Genomic DNA, 19,391 nt, shown 5'->3' with positions numbered 1-19,391 from the left:
GCGCGTGACGTCCCGCGCCGGTTCCCTCACCTCCGTACCGCCCGGAAGGGGTGGCCCACCATGTCCGACAGCGGACCGCACCGCACCGCCATGAACCGCAGATCCTTCACCCTCGGGGTCGTCGGCGCCTCGGCGACCGCCGCGTTCGGCTCCGTGGCCCTCGGACCGGCGGCCCACGCCGCCGGCCGGCACGGCACCTTCTTCGACGAGCAGACCCTCTGGGACTCCGGAGAGGGCCCGCTGGTCAGCTACCACGTGCACGCGCTCGCCGTACTGCCCGACGACACCGTCCTGGCCGTCACCGAAGGCCGTCACGAGGTGTGCGACGCCGGACCGCGCGACCTGCTGCTGCGCCGCAGCACCGACGGCGGCCGGAGCTGGGAGGAGAGCCGCACCCTGGTCACCTCCGTCGACGGCGAGTCCTGGGGCAACCCGGCGCTGGTCGTGGACCGCCACACGCGGGAGGTCTTCCTCTTCTACATGCTCTCGCTCCGGCTGCCCGAGAACACCTCCTGCTCGGGCGACTCGGGCGACCTCTATGTCATCTCCAGCCGGGACAGCGGACAGACCTGGAGCGAAGTCCGAAACCTGGCAGGCCTGTTCGACGGGTTTCCCTACAACTGGGCGCTGCACGGCCCGGGTCCGGGCCACGGCATCCAGCTGAGATCCGGCCGGCTGCTGCTCAACTGCGCGCACCGCAGGGTGATCGTCGGCAACACCGTGGCCCAGCGGTTCTACGGCGTCGCGCCGATCTACAGCGACGACCACGGCGCCACCTGGCAGGCCACCGGCGAAGTCCCCGTGCAGGTCGCCTACCCCATCAACGAGGCGCGGCTGGTGCAGCGCGCCGACGGCAGCGTGTTCGTCAACGGCCGCGCCGCGGCGGGCGGTGAGGGGCAGCGCATCGTCTCCGTCAGCACGGACGACGGCCTGACCTGGTCGCAGCCGGCGTTCGACGGCGCCACCGGCTCCTTCAACGCGGTCGACGCCGGCCTGCTGCGCTACACCGGCGGCCACGACACCGGGCGGGTCCTGTTCAGCCGCCCCGACTCACCCGTCCGGCGCAACATGACGGTGGCGGTCAGCTACGACGACGGCTACTCCTACCGCTACCAGCGGGTCGTCAACGAGAACCGCTCCTTCTACTCGGATCTCGCCCGGCTCTCCGACGGCACCATCGTGCTGCTCTACGGCTGCGACGGCGACATGGCCAGCGTCCCGCTGCGGGTCAACGTCTGCCGTTTCTCCCTGGACTGGCTGACCGGCGGCCGGGACAGCCTGCGCCGTGGCCCCCACTACCGGGAGACCGTCGTCGCCCTCGCCGACTCGGACCCCGAGGTCACCGGCGGTGCCGTGCAGACCGTCGACGATCCACTGGCGCGCCGTGCCGAGCGCCTGGACTTCACCCCCGGACAGGTCGGCGACGCGGTGGAGTTCACCTTCCGGGCGCCGCACACCGGAGAGTACGAACTGCTCCTGCGCTACCACCGCACCGCGGACGGCGCCCTGTCCACCGTCACCGTGGACCGCTCCGGACTGCCCGCCTACGCGATCGACGCCACCGCGCAGTCCGCGGACGGCTTCGACCTGGCCCGCCTCGGCACCACCCGGCTGCGCGCCGGCCGGCACACCCTGCGGTGCGCGGTGACCGGGACCGGCCGGGGCGGCGGCACCCGCCTCGGCCTCGACTCGCTCAGCCTGGTCGAGGCGCCCGGCTCCGCCGACGTACGCGCCGAGGTGGTCGTGGACAACGACCGGCTGGGCTTCGAGATCGTCGGCGGCAGCTGGCCGACGGCGACGGTGGACCCCGGCTACTGGTCGGGCAACTACCGGACGGCGCCCGCCGGTTCGGGCCAGCGGAAGGTGCGCTGGCGGCCGGTCGTGCCCCAGGACGGCGTGTACGAGATCCAGGTGTCCTACCCCCCGGCCGCGAGCCGCGCGAGCAACGCCCCGTACGCCGTCGTCCAGCCCGACGCCACCACGACCGTTCGCGTCGACCAGCGGGCCGCCGGCGCCGCCGACCCGCGCGGCGGAACCTGGGTCTCGCTCGGCGAGTTCAGCCTGCCGGCCGGTCTCGGCACGTCGGTCGAGCTGACCAACGACGCCGACGGACCGGTGGCCGCCGACGCGATCCGGCTGCTGGGCCCGCGGACCTGAGACCCGGCCGGCACGGGCCGCCGGGGTCACGGCCGGGGAGCCGTCAGCGCCGTGAGGAGACCGTCGGCCAGGAGCAGCCGAGTCCGGCGCTCCTCGCCCCCGGTCGCCGTGGCGCGTACGACCGCCCTCAGCTGCGCTTCCGGGAAGGTGTCGGCGTAGGCCCGCGCGTCGTCGGCCGCGTACGCCGCCGCGAGCGCCGCGCCGACGGCCCGCGCGTGCGCCTCGGCGAAGGCGCGGGCGTTCGCCTCACTGCTGAGCCGCGCGTACTCGTGGCCGTAGGCGTCCGCCTCGGCTTCGGCGTACCCGTTGGCCAGCGCGTAGTCACGGGCGCCCGCGTGCCCCTCGGCGTAGGCGGAGGCACGGTCGTAGGCGGCCTCGTACAGCCGCAGCAGCGACGGGCCCAGGGCCGACCGCCAGGCGGCCCGGTCGGCCGGTGCGCCCCGGGCCGCCGCGCGGTGCAGCTCCGCGGGCGACGGCGACGGCGACGGCGACGGCGACGGCGAGGGCGCGGGTACGGGTACGGGTTGGTCCGATGTCCGCGCGAGCAGCGGCAGCACGGTGTCCGCCTGCCAGACGTGCACGGCCCGCAGCCCGGCCGGGACACCGGCCGTGCCGAGCAGGCCGTGCAGCCGGGTCGCCCAGGCGTCCGCGTAGGGCGGCGGCAGTTCCCCGTGGACGGCGGTGGCGAGCCGCCACAGCCAGCCGGGCAGGCCGGCCGCGGGCGGCTCGGCGGCCGGGGACCGCAGCGCGGCGAGGAAGGCCGCCGGGGCGGCCGTGGACGTGGCCATGTGCGCTCTCCCTCCGGCCGGGTCAGGCGTGCAGGGCGGAACCGTCGATGGCCACGCGGCGGCCCTCCCTGGTGTGCGGGAAGTAGTCCCAGACCGCGTGGTGCTGCACGCTGCGGTTGTCCCAGAACACCAGCGTGCGTTCCTGCCAGCGGACCCGGCAGTGCAGCAGCGGGGTACGGGCGATGTGCGCGTACAGCATCCCCAGCAGGGCGTCGCTCTCGGGGCGCGCGAGCTGGGTGATGTGCGAGGTGTAGGGGGCGTTGACGAACAGCAGCTTGCGGCCGTTCTCCGGATGGCGGACGACGACCGGCTGTTCGGTGCGCGGCACGTCGTACTCGGGCGGCGGGGTCAGCCCGGCGTCCGTCCAGGGCTTGGCGCCGTCGTGGAGGGCGGTCAGGCCGTCCAGGAAGCCGCGCAGGGCGGGGGAGAGCAGGTCGTGGGCGAGGTGCATGTTGGCGAACAGGGTGTCGCCGCCGCTGCCGCCCTCGGGGATCGTCGTGATGTACAGCATGGAGCCGAGGGAGGGCTCGGCGTCGGCGGTGCCGTCGGAGTGCCAGCCGTTGCCGGCGACGGCCTTGGAGTCCTTGTCCGCCTTGATCTCCAGGATGTGCGGGTCCGAACCCTCCGCCGCGAGGGCGACGGGGTGCAGGGCTCCGAAGACGCCCGCGAACCGCTTGTGCGCCTCGGGGGTCAGGTCCTGGTCGCGGAAGACCAGCACATGGTGGGCGTGGAACGCGTGCGTGAGCTCCTTCTCCTGCTGGGGTGTCAGCTCCCGCGAGAGGTCGAGGCCGGTGATCTCGGCGCCCAGCACCGGGGTGATCGGGGCGAGCGTGAAGGTGTCGTACGGCTCGACGGGGCGGGTGGTGAGCCGTTCGACGGCGCGGAGCGCGTAGTCCTCCATGGGGGACCTCCTGGGGATCGGGGTTGCGGGGTCACAGGGCGCGGTCGAGGAGTTCGGCGACCACCAGGCGGCCGAAGGCGAGGTTGCCGTGGATCGTGTCGTCGGCCTCGCAGAAGACGGGCCGCTGCCGTCCGGAGCCGTCGGTGACCCGGGCGCGCAGGTCGACGATCTCCACACCGCGCGCGGCGAGTTCGGCGCCGAGGACGTCCTGGGCGGCGAAGAAGACGGCCGGGTCGGACATGCCCGGGACGCGCTGCGGCGGCAGCGGGGCCAGCACCCGCAGCCCGAGCGCGGCCGTCCGCTCGTAGAAGGCGAGCGCGCCGCGGGCGCTTTCCCGGACCAGGTCCCCGAACAGGCCGCTGCGCAGGAACCCCTCGGGCACGGTGCCATGCCGGTCGCGGTGGATGTCCCAGTTCTGCCGGGTCGCCACCGTGTGGGCGCTCAGCCCGAACGTGCACACGAGCGGCACCCCCAGCTCCGCGAACCCGGTCACACCGAGCGCGTCCAGGAACTCCCGGACCAGCCGCCGGGTCTCCGCGTCCCGGAAGACGAGGTCGCCGTCGTCGCCGTCGTCGCCGTCCGCGCCGTCGAGGTCGAGGAACGGACCCAGGAAATCCCGCCCCGAGCCGACCGGCCCGCCCACGAAGGGCAGATCCGCCTGGAGCGCGGCCCGTCCCACGCAGCCGGCGTGCGAGTCACCGAGCAGGAGGAACCGGGCGGGGGCCGTAGTAGTCGAGCACGGCGTCGTCACACCAGTGGTCCTCTCTGCCGGTGGTGCCGGTGGTGCCGGTGGTGCCGGTGGTGCCGGTGGTGCCGGTGGTGCCGGTGGTGCCGGTGGTGCCGGTGACATCTGCGACGGGGATGGCCGGTGCGGGCTCGGGCCGCAGGGACCGGAAGAAGTGCCGCATCACGAAGGCCACTCCGTCGGGGGTGACCGTGCGCAGGTTCGGTTCGTAGAACGCGGCCCGGTAGGGGAAGCCGGTGACGATCTCGTACGACGGGAAGTAGTCGACCTCGTCCGACGTGTCGGCGAGCTGACCGGCCGCCGCGCGCAGCACCGACTTGGAGTGGGTGGTGGCGACCAGTGCGTGGCGGCCGGTGGCGGTCGCGGTCAGCGGGACCGGGGAGACCGTGAGGACCGTCCGCAGCCGGGAGTTGACCCCGCGCGCCATCGCGAGCACGTCCGTGAGGTCGCGCTGCACCCGGTCGACGGTGTGGTTGTGCAGGACGTGCCGGCCGGGGTCGTAGCTGCCGCGCAGGGTTCCGGGACACATCGGCAGCACGGTGCCGGTGCGGACGTCGTGCCAGGCCTCGGTCAGGCCGAGGGTGAACACCAGCACGTCGGCCTTGGTGAGGGCGGTGCGGATCGCGTGCAGGGTGACCGCGCGGGCGTGCAGCACCTCGTCGGGCGAGCCGAGGCCGTCCGGTTCCACGGCCGGCCGGTAGGGATCGTGGAAGCGCCCGTCCTCCGCCCACACCTCCTCCGGCGGCTTCTCCTCCTCCAGCGCCCAGGCGACCCACTGGCGCAGCGCGGCGGCCGTGTAGACGTTGCCGGTCCGGAAGGAGAAACGGCGGTAGCCGCGCGCCGCCTGCTCGGCGGCCGTCAGGCCGGGCGGCGGGAGTTCGGCGTCGTACCAGTGCATGCCCTCCGCCAGGAGGGCCCGGCCGATGTGCGCGGCGAAACAGGATCCGGCGGTGACGACGGGATCGTCCTGGCCGATCGCGAACTTCGGCGTCCACAGGCCGTCGATGTCCGCCGGGTCCGGTTCGGCGACCGCGGTGCGCCAGAACGACCGCGCGGGCAGGCGGGTGTACGGATGCTGCACGGGTGGTCTCCTCAGATCCGTCCGGCGGGCTGCGGCCGGGCGCCGGACGGGGGGTCGGCGAGGCCGGCGGGCGAGGGTTCGGCGGGTGCGGCGGACGGGCGCTCGGCGAGTGCGGCGGCGATCTCCCGCACGTACGGCTCGGCGACGATCCCGTAGTGGTCGGCGTCGACCTGGTGCAGCCGGAACGGCGACGGCAGATGGGCGTCCCAGGCACCGGGACCGGTCGGTTCGGGCGCGAGCAGGGCCTCGTCCACGTGGCGTGCCGCCAGCCATACGACGGCGGGCGTCCGGCGCAGCCGCGGCAGCAGGTGCCCGGCCATGGCCGCCAGATTCGCCCGGCAGCGGCGCGCGAGCCGCTCCGCGTACGCGCGCCCGGACTCCGTGAGGGTGCCGGGGGCGCTCCGGCCGGGTCCGGTGATGCCGAGGTCCCGTTCCGTCGGCCGCGCCGCCGTGTTTCCGCTCAACTCGCGGGCGAAGACCGCCTGTATCTGTTCCTCGTCGTAGGCGGCGAGGCGGTGCCCCGCGTCCGGTGGCGGCGGGTCGAGGAGATGGAGGGTGGTCACCGGCCGGTCCTCGGCCTCGGCGAGCGCGGCCATCGACAGCGCGGTCCACGCCCCGAACGACCAGCCGGCGAGCGTCAGTCGGTGCGCGGGTGCCGGGAACTCCCGTCGTACGGCGGCCAGATAGAGCGCGGCGCGCTCCTCGATGGACCGGTCCGGCAGTCCGGGGTCGCGCAGTCCGGGGTCGGCGATCAGGCAGACGGTGAGGTCGTCGGGGAGGGCGGACACCAGCGGGCGGTAGGCCTGGACGTCCCCGCCGACCGGATGCACCAGGCACAGCACGTCCGGACCGGGGGCGCGCTGCCACACCTCGACGTCCACCACCGTGCCCTGCGGTCCGCAGCCGCCGCCGAGGTGGCCGAGGAGCTCCGCGAGGCTCACCCGGTGGCTGAGCCGGGACAGTTCGATGTCGGTGCCGTGCAGGCGTTTGATCTCGTCCAGGAGTTCCAGCAGGGTCAGCGAGTCGGCGCCCAGGTCGTACAGGGCGGCCTGCGGATCGACGGTGTCCACGCCGAGGAGGCCGAGGAGGACTCCGGTGATCTCCGCGCCGATGTCGCCCCGCACGGCGGTGGCGGACGCTTCGGGAGACGTGGACGTGGACGTGGACGTGGACGTGGATACGGTGTCGGCCGGTTCGTAGAAGGCGCGCGCGGCCGTCAGGTCCGTCGTGCTGACGAGGAGACCGGGCAGCTGGAGGTGGAGGGCCCGCTCGAAGACGGCGGTGCCCTCCTCGGGCGTGAGCGCCACGGTCAGGTGGTCCCGGTGCCGGGCGTCCGCGCGGGCGGCGTGCCGCTGGGCCATGCCGACGTCCCGCCACGCGTCCCAGCCGACACTCGTCCGTACGGTGGCGTCGCCGCCGGGCGCGGTGTGGTGGGCGTAGGCGTCGAGGCAGGCGTTGGCGGCCGCGTAGTCGAACTGGCCGACCCCGCCGAACCGGGCCGCCATCGAGGAGCAGTACAGGACGTAGTCGGGGGCGTGTTCGGCGACGAGGAGTTCGACGAGCAGGGCCCCGCGCAGTTTGGCCGCCGTGACGGCGCGGGCGGCGCCCGGTTCGCGGCGGGCCAGCAGCCCGCCCCCGGCGGTGCCGGCGGCGTGCACGACACCGGCCAGCCCGTCGAGCAGCGGGATCAGCCGGTCCGCGACCGCCGCGGGTTCCTCGGCCGCCAGGTCGGCGGTGACCAGGGTGACGCGCTCGCCGAACGGCCGTAGCGCGGTGGGCACTTCGGCACCGCGGGCGACCAGGACGACCCGGTTGCCGGGATGCCGGAGGAGGAGGTCCGCGGCCAGGGTGGTGCCGATGCCGCCCGTGCCGCCGAGGACCAGATGGGTGCCCGGTGCGGCGGCGGGGCGGGGCGCCTCACCGGCGGGCACCGGCACGGTGGTGCGGTGCCACCAGAAGCCGCCGCGGAGCGCCGTCGCCCGGTCGGTGACGGTGTCGTCGAGGAGCAGGTCGGGCAGGTGGGCGGCCCAGGCCGCCGGGTCGGGGCCGGGCAGGTCGGTCCAGCGGAGCGTGACGCCGAGTTCCTGCCGGGGGACTTCGAGGGCCCCGGCGAGCAGACCGGCCAGGGGGACGCGGACGGTCCCGGTGACCGGCTGTGCCCGCTGGGACAGCAGCCAGGCCCGGGGCCGGTCCGCCACCGGGCGGCCGGCGAGGGCCGACGCGAGGGCGGCGACCGTGTCCAGGCAGGCCCACTCGGCGGTCCGCAGACCGGTCGCGTCCGTGCCGTCGCCGAGGGCGAGCGGCAGCGCGTGCAGCCAGTCGACGGGGGGTTCGCCCGCGCCGGTCAGGCGGTCGAGCAGGGCGGCGAGTTGAGCGGCGTCGGCGACATCGGCCTCGTAGCGGTCCTCGCCGAGCCGGGTCAGGCCCTGCCCGGCGCGTACGGTCACCACCCGGGCGTAGGGGCGCTCCAGGAACCGCCAGTTCTCACCGTCCTGTCCGGGACCGATCACCACCACGGCGGTACGGCGGGACGCCGGGGCACCGGTGCGGGCGCGCCGTGAGCGGGTCCACAGGGGCTGGTGCAGCCACTCGGCGGCGGGCAGCCGGGAGGCGGCGGACGGCGCCTCGGGGGCGCGCGGGATGTCGTACTCGGCCGTGTCGAAGGCGGGCGGCGGGAAGTCCCAGGGCGCGGGCGCCGGGCCGGGCGGCCAGGCGACGGCGCGGCCGGCCGCCCATGCCCCGGCGAGGGCCCGCGGGTCGAGGTCCTCCACGGCCGGCGCGTCCTGCGCCGGGGGCGCGGTGACCGCCGGCAGGGACCGCAGCCAGGCGACGGCGGAGGCGGCGTCGGGGCGGACGGCCGCCGCGCGGTGGGCCAGGGCGGGCCGCCCGGCCTGGAGGTGCCGCAGCACCTGGGGGTAGGCCTCGGGGCGGGCCGTCAGATAGTCGGCGATTCGGCGCCCGTCCGCGCGGACGGCGGCCTCCGAGGCGCCGGACAGCACCAGGCACGGCGGTATCTCGGGCGGAACCTGCTCCGGCGCCGCGGCCGGCTGTTCCAGTAGGAGGTGGGCGTTGGTGCCGCCGATGCCGAAGCTGCTCACCCCGGCCACCCTGGGCCGGTCCGCGGCCCAGGGCTCGGCGGCGACCGGGATCCGGAACGGGCCGTCGGCGATCTCCGGGTTGAGCCGGTCGAAGTCGGCCGTCGGCGGTACGACCCCGTGGTGCACGGCGAGCACCGCCCGCACCAGTCCCGCCACGCCCGCCGCCGCGCCCAGGTGGCCGATCTGGCTCTTCACGGACGACAGCGCAAGCCGCGCGTCCGCCGCCGGCCCGTACGCCTGGCGCAGCGCCGCCGCCTCGACCGGGTCCCCGAGCCGGGTGCCGGTGCCGTGCGCCTCGACGTATCCGACCTCGTCGCCGCGGCGGCCGCTCCGCTCCAGCGCGGTACGGATCGCGGCGCGCTGCCCGGGCAGCGACGGGGCGCTGTAACCGAGCTTTCCGGAGCCGTCGTTGTTGAGGCCCGAGCCGGTGACGACCGCGTAGACGGTGTCGCCGTCCCGGCGGGCCGCGGCCAGCGGCTTGAGGACGACCACCGCGGTGCCGCTCGCGCCCACGGTGCCCTCGGCGTCCGCGCTGAAGGGCCGGCAGTGCCCGTCGGGGGAGAAGATGTGCTGCGGCCGGTAGGTGTAGCCGTCGGTCAGCTCGGTGTCGACGAGGACCCCGCCGACGAGCATCACCTCGGCGTCGCCCTGCCGCAGCATCCCGGCGGCGATGTGCACCCCGGCGAGCGAACTGGAGCAGGCGGACTGGAGCGTGAACGCCGGTCCGGTCAGCCCGAGATGGTAGGCGGCCTTGGTGGCGAGGAAGTCCTTCTCGTGGTGCAGGGCCAGCCGGAAGGAGTCGGGCAGCAGGTCCGGGTCGCCGTCGCGGAGCATGCGCTGGAAGTAGGTGTTCTCGCCGCAGGAGGCGACCAGACCGACCGACAGCCGCGCCGGGTCGCCGATCCCGGCGTGGGCGAGGGCCTCGGCGCAGTTCATCAGCAGCTGGCGCTGCTGGGGGTCCATCAGCCGCGCCTCCTGCGGGCTGATCGTGAACCGGCCCGGATCGAAGGCGAGCGGCCCTTCCAGCTGGCTGAGGGCGCCGACCCGGCCGTCGGCCGCGGCGAAGTGCTCGATGCCGCGCCGGCCGGAGACGACCAGGTCCCAGAACGCGGCCAGGTCGGGCGCGCCGGGCAGCCGTACGGCCATGCCGACGACGGCCACGGGCTCGTCCGCCCGGCGCGGCTCCGCCCGGCGCGGCTCCGCCTGGCTCGGCTCCGCCCGGCTCGGCTCCGGCCGGGAGCCAGGGGTGTCCGGGGCGGTGCCGTCGTCCGACACCAGCCGGGCCAGGGCGCGCAGGGTGACGTGCTCGAACAAGTCCGGTACGGAGAAGGGGAGATCGCCCTCACCCGCGCATCTGAGCTGGAAGCGCATCAGGTCCAGGCTGGTGGCCCCGGCGTCGAAGAACCGCTCGTCCACGGCGACGCTCCGCCCGGTCGCGGTCCGGAACAGGTCCGCCAGCCGCCGTTCGAGGGGCGACAGCCCGGCGTCCGCGCGGTCGCCCGCCCGGTCGTCCGCGCGCAGTTCGCGCCCCGGAGCGGTGAGCGCCGCCCGGCGGTCCAGCTTGCCGCTCGGTGTGCGCGGCAGGTCCGTGACGCGGCGGAACCGGGCCACCCGGACGTAGGCGGGCAGCAGCCGCGCCAGCTGCCGGGCCAGGTCCGCCGGGTCGGGATCCTCGCCCCGGCACTGGAGGACGGCGACCAGCCGGCCGTCCAGCACGCCCGCGACCGCGTTGACCACTCCCGGACAGCCCAGCAACGCGGCCTCGACCTGGCCCAGTTCCAGGCGGTGCCCGCCCAGTTTGACCTGGCCGTCGTCGCGCCCCGCGTAGTGCAGCAGCCCTTCCTCGTCGAAGCGGGCCCGGTCGCCGGTGCGGTACAGGGTGCCCAGCTCGGGGTCGTCCACGAACCGGTCCGCGTGTGCCGCGGGGTCGCCCAGGTAGCAGCGGCCCGCCATGGGACCGCCGACGAGCAGCTCGCCCGTCACACCCGGCGGGACCGGCAGACCGCCCTCGTCGACCACCCGCAGCACGGCCCCCGCCACCGGGCGTCCGATGGCCGGTCGCGTCGGCCAGCCGCCCGGGTCGCCTTCGAGGCACAGGCCGCTGACGACATGGGTCTCGGTCGGCCCGTAGTGGTTGAACAGCCGGGCACCGCCCGGCAGCCCCGCGAACCAGCGCCGGATCGCGTCCGTGCACACCAACTGCTCCCCGGCGGTGACGACTTCACGCAGCCGGGACGGGAACACCCCGCCACGCTCCCCGTGTTCGGCGAGCAGCTGCAGGGCCACGTACGGCAGGAAGATCCGCTCCGCTCCGCCCGTCTCCAACTGCCGCAGCAGGGTGGGCATGTCCTGCCGCCACGCCGGTCTCACCAGGCGCAGTTCGCCGCCGGAGCAGAGCGTGGTGAGGATCTCCTGGAAGGAGACGTCGAAGGAGAGCATGGAGAACTGCTGGGTGACGGCGCGCCGTTCGAGACCTCCTTCGGCCCGCTGCCAGGCGATCAGGTCGCACAGGGTCCGGTCGGGGACCTGGACCCCCTTGGGCGTGCCCGTGGAGCCGGAGGTGAACAGGGTGTACAGCGGCCGGAGTCCGCGGTGGCGGTACGGCACGGGCGGTGCGCTGGGCGTGCGGGTGAGGGTGACGACGTGCCGGGGCAGGTCCGGCGGGGCGATCGTGGCCAGGACGTCGAGGTCCTGGGCGCCGGAGAGCACGCACAGCGGGTCCGCGTGGTCCAGGACGTGCCGCAACAGGGAGGGCGGGTAGGCGGGGTCGAGGGGGACGACGGTCAGGTTGAGCCGGGCCGCCGCGAGCAGGGCGACGACGTGCTCGACGGACGGCTGGAGGCAGAGCGCCACGGATGCCGGGGCGGCGGGATCCTCGGGGGCCGTCAGAAGTGACGCCAACTCGTTGGCCTGGGCGTCGAGTTCGGCGTAGGTGAGAGTGGCCCCGCCGAGGGTGACGGCGGGCGCGTCCGGGGTGCGGGCCACCTGACGGGCGAAGCCCTCGGCGACCGTCGCGAAGTCCGCTGCCGCGGGAGTGCCGTGCACCGTCGCCGACGTGCGGTGCGGGGCGACGAGTTCGCCGAGGGTGATGTCGCCGTCGTCGCCGGTCAGCCGGTCCAGGGCCTGCCGGAACAGCCGGGCCGCGCTCTCCGCGCGTTCGGCGCCGAAGTCGTCGCGGTACTCCCAGAGGCAGGCGAACCCGGACTCGTCCTCCACCACCGACAGCGTCAGCGCGCACTTGGCGCCCAGCGGCTCGGGCCACAGCGGCTCGACCGCGCAGTCCGTCAGGCGCAGGGCGGAGAACTCCGTGTTCTCCAGGACGAAGAGGTAGTCGAAGAGGGGCGAGCGGTCGCGGAACGCCGGGTCGGCGAGGACATCGGCGAGGAGCACCTCCTGCCCCCGCAGAACCCGCCGCACGGTGTCGGCGTGCGACGCGAGGTGGGCACGGAGGGAGTCGCCGGGCCGGGCGTCCAGGCCGAGGAGCACGGTGTTGGCGAACATGCCGACGGTCTCGGCGAACTCGGGGCGCGGCCGGTTCGCCACCGGAGCGGCGACCAGCGGCCTGGCCTGCCCCGTCACGCCGTACAGGCACGCACCGAACGCCGACACCAGCAGCTGGAACCTGGTCAGGCCGAGCTCCGCGGCACGCCGGTCCAGCGCGCTACGGCGGACCAGGTCGAGGGAGGTGCGCAGCAGCCGCGCCCGAGCCGGTGCCGGGGGCCGGGCGGAGGACGTCGGCACCAGCTGAGGCTGGGCGGAGGACGTCGGCACGGGCCTGGGCTGGGGCTGGGACTCGGGAGCGGACAGGGCCGGTGACGGTTCCGGCGCGGCGGCGTAGTGCTCGCGCAGCCGGGCGCGGTGGTCCGCGTAGCCGGGGGCCGCCCGCCAGTCCCGCTGCCAGCGGGCGAGGTCGAGCGGGCCGGCGGCCGGGGCCGGACGTCCGGCGGCGCCCGCGTAGGCCTCGGCGAGGTCCCGGAAGAGGACGTTGAGCGACCAGCCGTCCACGGCCGCGTGGTGCAGATGCAGCAGCAACAGGCCGCCGTCGGCCCGCTCCGTCCAGGCGGCCCGCAGCATACGGGGCTCGGTCAGGTCGAATCGGTGGGCGAAGAAGCGGTCGGCGGTCTCCTGCCAGGGCTCCTCCGCACGGGCGTGCGGCGGCTGCCAGGGGTCGTACGGCGGCTCGGTCCGCTGGAGCAGGCCGTCCGGGGCGGGCACCAGCCGGGTGCGCAGGGCGGGGTGCCGCTCCACCAGCGAGCACAGCGCGCGGCGCAGCGCCCGCGGGTCGACGGTGCCCCGGATCCGGAAGGCGAGCGGCACGTCGTAGGAGCGGTCGTCGGGGTCGCGCAGCCGCAGCAGCCAGAGACGTTCCTGCTCGCTGGTGGCGGGCGCCGTCGTGGCGTCCGGGGCGGCTGGTGGCAGCGGCGGGCGGGAGCCGGCCGGCGCGGTGCGCACGGCGTCCGCGAGGGCGGCGAAGTCGGCCTCCAGCACCAGGTCCTGGGGGAGGTCGACGCCGTACCGTTCCAGGATCGCGAAGCGGAACCGCACCGCCTTGAGGGAGTCGCCGCCGCTCGGGATCCACCGGTCGTCGGGACGCAGACCGCCGACGGCGAGGATCTCCTCGGCGGCCTCCAGGACGGGACGCTGGTCCGCGCGGACGGCCACCGCGTCCGCCCGGCTGCCGCGCCACGGCGTGGCCGCGTCGCGCAGCAGCGCGGCCCGGTCGACCTTTGCGTTGGCGGTCAGCGGGAGCCGGGTGACGAGGTAAGTGTGGTGGGGGCGCATGTACGGCGGCAGGGCGGCGGCGAGATGACGTGCGTAGTCGGTGAAGGAGAGGCCGTCGCCGAGGACGAGGAAGGCCAGCAGTTCGTGGCGGTCCGCCGCGTCCCGCCGGGTGCAGACATGGGCCTGGCGGACGGCGGGCAGGGTCAGGATCCGCTGCTCCACCTCGCCCGGTTCGATACGGAAGCCGCGCACCTTGACCTGCCGGTCGGCGCGTCCGACATAGGTCACCCGCCCGTCTGCGTCCCGGCGCACCAGGTCACCGGTCCGGTACCAGCGGCGCGGGGTGCCGCCCTCGTCCGCCAGCCGGACGAAGCACCGCTCGGTGAGCTCCGGCAGATTGCGGTAGCCGCGTGCCAACGCCGTTCCGGAGAGCAGGAGTTCGGCCACCTCGCCGTCCTCCGCGAGGCGCCCGTCCGTGGTGCGCAGCAGCACTCCGGTCCCCGGCAGCGCGGTGCCGATCGGGACCGAGTCGCCGTCGAAGTCGCGGGGTATCGGGTGCCACAGGGCGAACGTCGTCGCCTCCGTCGGCCCGTACACGTTGTGCAGGACGGTGGCGGCGCCCGGGTTCGCGTCGTACCAGGTGCGGATCGCGCGCGGGTCGAGCCGTTCGCCGCCGACGAGGACCTGCGCGGTGCCGGCGAAGCAGCCGGGGACCTGGTCGACGACCGTGTTGAAGAGCGCCACCGTGAGGAACAGGGTGTCGACGCGGCGCTCGCGCAGCACGGCCGCGAACCGGTGCGGGCTGTGCACCTCGGAGTCGTCCAGGACGACGCAGACGCCGCCGGTGAGCAGCGGGGTCCAGACCTCGAAACTGAGCGCGTCGAAAGCCGGGTTGGACAGGCAGCCGAACCGGGCACCGGGCCGCGGGTCGAGCCAGCCCGGCCGGGCCAGCCGCAGCACACCCGCGTCGGTGACCTCCACGCCCTTGGGGCGGCCGGTGCTGCCGGAGGTGTAGAAGACGAAGCCCGTGCCGCAGTCGCCGACGGGAGCGGGCCGTGCGGCGGAGACGGGGGGAGCGGGCCGTGCGGCGTCGCCGGGGGGTGCGGGCCGTGCGGCGGCGACGGGGGATGCGGCCGGGCCGAGGAGCAGGCCGGCCTCGATCCCGTGGGCGTGCTCGGTCGTACCGTCGTGGACGACCGCGACGGCGCCGGAGTCGTCGAGGATGTGGCGCTGCCGGTCGGGCGGGCTGAGCCGGTCGAGGGGGACGACGGTGGCTCCCGCGCGGCGGATCCCGAGCATGACGCACACCAGCCGCCAGGAGCGGGGCAGGCAGACCGCCACGGACTGCCCGGCGCCCACGCCCCGTTCCCGCAGCCGCTCGGCGACCCGGCCGCTGAGCAGGTCGAGTTCGGCGTAGTCGAGCAGCCGCCCGCCGTCCTCGACGGCGACCGCGGAAGGCGTACGACGGGCCCGGTCGAGGACGGCCGCGGCCAACCCGGCCTCGGGGAGGCCGAGTTCGGTCGGACGGGACGGCGTGCCGAGGTCGGTCATCGGGCTTCTCCCGCCGGTACGGCGACGGGGCGCGCCGAGCGGGTCGACTGCCCCTCGTGATGGGCCAGTTCGGCGGCCAGCAGCGCGGCGACCCGGGCCGTCTCGGCGCCCTCCAGGATCTCCCAGTGGTCGCATTCCATCGTCTCCACGTGGAAGTCGCCCTGCGCGCGCCGCTCCCAGAAGGCGCGGACCTCCGCGTGGAAGGGGGTGCGGGCGCCGTCCGGTACGGCCTCGGCGAGGACCAGCCGGGCCGGGGAGGCGGCCGGGACGTGCTCGCGGGCGGTGAGCCGGTTGTGGTTGTAGATCCGGAAGTACCGGTCCACCTGGGCGTCGTCGATGCCCGGGTACATCCCGTTGAACCGCACGAGCTTGTCGCGGAACTCCGCCGCGTCGACGGGGGCGATCGCCGCGCGGGTCTCGGCGTCGTCGGTCGCCTGGGTGTCGAGCAGCACCACGCTCACATCGCTCCGTCCGGCCCGGCCGAGCAGGCGGCCCATCTCGTGGGCGACGAGCCCGCCGTAGGAGAGACCGGTCAGGACGAGCGGGCCGTCGCCGAGGGGTTCGAGCAGGCGCAGATAGGCCTCGGCCATCGCCTCCACGGTGGGCAGCAGGTCCTCGCCCGGGTTCACCCCGGGGGACTGGATGCCGTACAGGCCGGTGTGCGCGGGCAGACGGGCGGCGAGCGGCAGGTAGCAGAAGGCGGTGCCACCGGCCGGGTGGACGCAGACCACCCGGGGGCCGGTGCCCCGGCGGAACTCGATGAGGCTGCCCGGGGCGCGGTGCGCGCCGTCCTCGCGCAGCAGCGCGGCCAGGGCCTCGATGGTCGGCCGCACCATGACCTCGGCGACGGGCAGCCGGCGGCCGAAGGCCTCGGAGACCTCGTGGGCCATCTTGATGGCGGACAGCGAGGTGCCGCCGATGTCGAAGAAGTTGTCGCCGACGCCGATCGCGGGGTGCAGCAGCACCCGCTGCCAGACGCGGAACAGGGTGTGTTCGACGTGGTCGCGCGGACTGGCGGTGTTGACCTGGCCGTTCGTCTGCTCGTGCACGAGGCGCAGCAGGGCGGCGCGGTCGAGTTTGCCGTTGCGGCCCAGCGGCAGGGTCTCCAGGTCGAGGACGACGGCGGGCACCATGTAGTCCGGCAGGCTGCGGGCGAGTGCCGTGCGCCAGTCGGCGCTCGTACGGGCCGTCGCGGTGCCCCGGCCGACGGCGGCCACCAGCCGGGGCCGGCCCGCCGGGTCCTCGTCGGCGAGGACGACGGCCTCGCGGACACCGGGCAGCCGGGTCAACGCCGCCTCGATCTCGCCGGGTTCGATGCGGAAGCCGCGGAGTTTCAGCTGGTCGTCGGCGCGCCCCACATAGTGGAGCAGACCGTCGTCGCCCCAGCGGGCGAGGTCGCCGGTGCGGTAGACGCGGGCGCCGGGCACGAACGGGTCCGGCAGGAAACGCTCCTCGGTGAGGTCGGGGCGGTGGAGATAGCCCCGGGCGAGGGCCGCGCCGCCGAGGTGGACCTCCCCGACGACGCCCGGCGGGACCGGCTGCAGCCGGGCGTCCAGAACGTAGCAGCGGGTGCCGGGCAGCGGACGGCCGACGGGGCACGGGCGGTCCAGCGGGCGAGGGTCGTAGTGGGCGATGCTGTAGAGGGTCGCCTCGGTGGGGCCGTAGCCGAAGCAGACCCGCAGGCCGGGCAGGCGCTCCGTCATCCGGTGCAGCGCGGCCTCGGTGAGCGACTCGACCCCGGTCAGCAGCTTGCGCAGGCGCAGGCCGCGCAACCGGCCGTCCGGGTCCTCGTCCACCCACTTGACGTAGGCGGGCGGCAGGAACGCCTGGACGATCTCGTGCTCACGCAGCCAGGCGAAGAACTCCTCCGGGTCGCCCCGCAGTTCTTCGGGGACGATGTGCAGCACACCGCCCGTGGTGAGGGGCAGCAGGAGTTCGTGGACCGAGGCGTCGAAGCCGATGCTGGACCAGGCCGAGCCCGCCTCGCCCGGCGCGGTGCCCATCCGGTCGTGCCAGGCCGAGAAGAGGTTGAGGACGCTGCGGTGCTCGACGGCGACTCCCTTGGGCCGCCCGGTGGACCCGGAGGTGAAGATCACGTAGGCCAGTCGGTCCGGGGAGTGGGTGATCCCGGCCGGCGGTTCGTCCCCGGTGGACCCCTCGGCGTCGGTGCCGGCCTCGGCCTCTGTCGAGGCCAGGTCGAGCCAGTCCGGCGGGCGGTCCGCGCCGGAGTGGTCGCTGAGGACCACGGGGCACATGGCGTCCTCGACCATCGCGGCGAGGCGTTCCCGGGGCTGCCCCGGGTCGAGCGGGAGATAGGCGGCACCGGCCTTGAGGATGCCGAGGACGCCGACGGCCAGGTCGCGGGTGCGGCGCGCGTGCAGTCCGACCACGTCACCCGGGCGGACGGCACGGGCGACCAGGGCGTGCGCCAGCCGGTTGGCGCGCCGGTCCAGGGTCGCGTAGTCCAGCGCCTGGTCCCGGTCGGCGACGGCGGCGACGGCGGTGGCGGAGGGGTGCGCGCGGGCCCGGGCCTCGAAGAGCTCCGTGAGGCCGGAGGCCGTACGCAGGGCGGTCGCCGTGGCGTCGGAAGGGCCGGAGGGGTCGGAGCGGCCGGAGGGGCCGGAGGGGTCGGAGCGGCCGGAGCAGCCGGAGGGGCCGGAAGAACGGGAGGGGCCGGAAAGGGCATCGTCCTCCTCCCGTACCCCGGTGGCGTCGCCGGCGCCGATCAGCTCCAGGCGCTCGCGCGGGTCCATCAACTCCAGGGTGTCGACGGTGCGGTGCGGATGCCGGGCCATGTCGGTGAGCAGTTGCCGGAGGTGTCCGGCCCAGCGTTCGGCGGTGGCCGTGTCCACCAGTGCGGTCGCGTGGTCGAGATGCCCGGTGACCCGGCCCTCCGACTCGGTCGCCGACAGGGCGAGGTCGAACTTGGCCGGGGCGTGGGCGATCGGCAGCGGCACGGTCTCGACACCGGGCAGGTTCAGCAGGTCGTGCCGGTCCGGGACCCAGGCCAGCATGGTCTGGAACAGCGGGGTGTGGGCCGCGCTCCGGGGCGGGTTCGCCACCTCCACGATCCGCTCGAACGGCAGGTCCTGGTGGGCCAGGGCGGCGCGGACCACCGCCCGGGTCCGGGCCAGGGCCTCGGCCGCGGTCGGGGAACCGGACAGGTCGACCCGGAGCGGCAGCGAGTTGACGAGGAACCCGATGAGCCCGGCGGTCCCCGGGCCTCGGCGGCCCGCCACCGGACTTCCGACAACGATGTCCTGCTGCCCGGACAGCCGGGACAGCAGCACGGCCCAGCCCGTCAGCACCGCCACGAACAAGGTGGCCCCGTGCTCCCGGGCCAGCCCGCGCAGCGCGGCCGTGACGTCCGCGTCCAGCTCGAATCCGACCCGGCCGCCGGCGTACCCCTGCTCCGCCGGCCGCGGCCCCGGCAGCGGCAGTTCGAGCACGGGCGGAGCGTCGGCGAGCACGTCCTTCCAGTACGCCTCCTGGGCGGCGAGCCCACCGCCGAGCACCGAATCCCGCTGGGCTACCGCGTAGTCCGCGTACTGGAGTCGCAGCTCGGGCAGACCGTCCGGCACACCCGCCGCCGACGCCGCGTACAGCAGGCCGACTTCGCGCATCATCACGTTCATCGACGCGCCGTCGTAGATGCTGTGATGGAACGTCAGCAGCAGCACATGGCGTGCGCCGCCGAGGGCGAGCAGCCGGCCGCGCCAGAGCGGACCGGCCGCCAGATCGAACTCCCGCTCCGCCTCCTGGAGTTGGCAGGCCGCGACCCGTCCGTCGGGGTCGGCCGCGGCGGTGAGGTCCTCGAAGTCCAGGACGCCGCCCGGGCCCGCCGGGTCGATGTGCTGGCGCACTCCGCCCGCCTCGGCCACCAGCCGGGTCCGCAGGGTCTCGTGCCGGTCGGTCAGGGCGTCGAAGGCGGCGGCCAGGACGCGGCGGTCGAGCGGACCGGTGAGGAGGAAGGCCAGGGTCTCGTTGTAGGCGGTGTTCCCGCCCGGGAGCTGGGCCAGGAACCACAGCCGCTGCTGGGCGAAGGACGCGGGGCGGACGAGGCGGGGGGTGTTCTGCACCGGCAAGGCCTGGCCTTCCTGTCGGGGGACGGGACCGGGGACGGAACAGAGGCGCGGCGAACGACGGCATCGCGCGAAATGCCGGAATCAGGAGGGGGAGGGGGAAGAGGAGAGAACGCGGGGCTATCGGCGAGTGGGGGCAGGACCGACGGGGATACGCGTGGTGCAGCTGCGCACGCTGATGCGTCAGCTGTGCGGAGCTTCTGAGGGGGCTCCGTGACGTAGCTGTGATCATCAGTCACGTGCTGAGGGCATGTCAACACTTGACA

Annotated in this window: 7 protein-coding genes; 1 reads left to right on the top strand and 6 read right to left on the bottom strand. The window is 75.1% G+C overall.

Translation table 11 applies throughout. The features are described from left to right. The first annotated feature begins 60 nt into the window (after positions 1 to 60). Complete coding sequence (locus ACIPSJ_RS44855) at positions 61 to 2,157, top strand: exo-alpha-sialidase (protein ID WP_401354922.1); 2,097 nt, start codon at positions 61 to 63, stop codon at positions 2,155 to 2,157. A 26-nt stretch (positions 2,158 to 2,183) separates the two neighbouring features. Here ACIPSJ_RS44855 and ACIPSJ_RS44850 read toward each other — a convergent pair whose 3' ends face one another. Genes ACIPSJ_RS44850 through ACIPSJ_RS44825 form a run of 6 tightly spaced genes read right to left on the bottom strand, consistent with a single transcriptional unit; the run spans position 2,184 to position 19,122 of the window. Further along, positions 2,184 to 2,945, bottom strand: coding sequence for a hypothetical protein (locus tag ACIPSJ_RS44850; protein WP_401354920.1), 762 nt, complete (start codon positions 2,943 to 2,945; stop codon positions 2,184 to 2,186). Between the two features lie 22 nt (positions 2,946 to 2,967). Continuing rightward, a complete protein-coding gene (locus tag ACIPSJ_RS44845) occupies positions 2,968 to 3,846 on the bottom strand; it encodes a TauD/TfdA family dioxygenase (protein WP_359227002.1) in 879 nt (292 codons plus the stop codon). A 31-nt stretch (positions 3,847 to 3,877) separates the two neighbouring features. Further along, positions 3,878 to 4,597 carry a hypothetical protein gene (locus tag ACIPSJ_RS44840; RefSeq protein WP_401354918.1) on the bottom strand — a complete coding sequence of 240 codons (720 nt, stop codon included), beginning with the start codon at positions 4,595 to 4,597 and terminating at the stop codon, positions 3,878 to 3,880. Beyond that, on the bottom strand, positions 4,542 to 5,672 hold the full coding sequence (locus ACIPSJ_RS44835) for a GSCFA domain-containing protein (RefSeq protein WP_401354916.1): 1,131 nt from the start codon (positions 5,670 to 5,672) through the stop codon (positions 4,542 to 4,544). The genes ACIPSJ_RS44840 and ACIPSJ_RS44835 overlap by 56 nt, the downstream gene beginning before the upstream one ends. An 11-nt stretch (positions 5,673 to 5,683) precedes the next feature. Beyond that, positions 5,684 to 15,043, bottom strand: a complete 9,360-nt coding sequence (locus ACIPSJ_RS44830; protein WP_401354914.1) for an amino acid adenylation domain-containing protein — start codon at positions 15,041 to 15,043, stop codon at positions 5,684 to 5,686. Then, entirely contained in the window at positions 15,040 to 19,122 is a 4,083-nt protein-coding gene (locus ACIPSJ_RS44825) for an amino acid adenylation domain-containing protein (RefSeq protein ID WP_401355449.1), read from the bottom strand. Before ACIPSJ_RS44825 ends, ACIPSJ_RS44830 begins: the two co-directional genes overlap by 4 nt. Positions 19,123 to 19,391: the final 269 nt, after the last annotated feature.

Source organism: Streptomyces sp. NPDC090088, assembly GCF_044747345.1.
In the GTDB taxonomy this organism is placed as follows: Bacteria; Actinomycetota; Actinomycetes; order Streptomycetales; family Streptomycetaceae; genus Streptomyces.
This window is presented reverse-complemented; position numbering and strand designations above follow the sequence as displayed.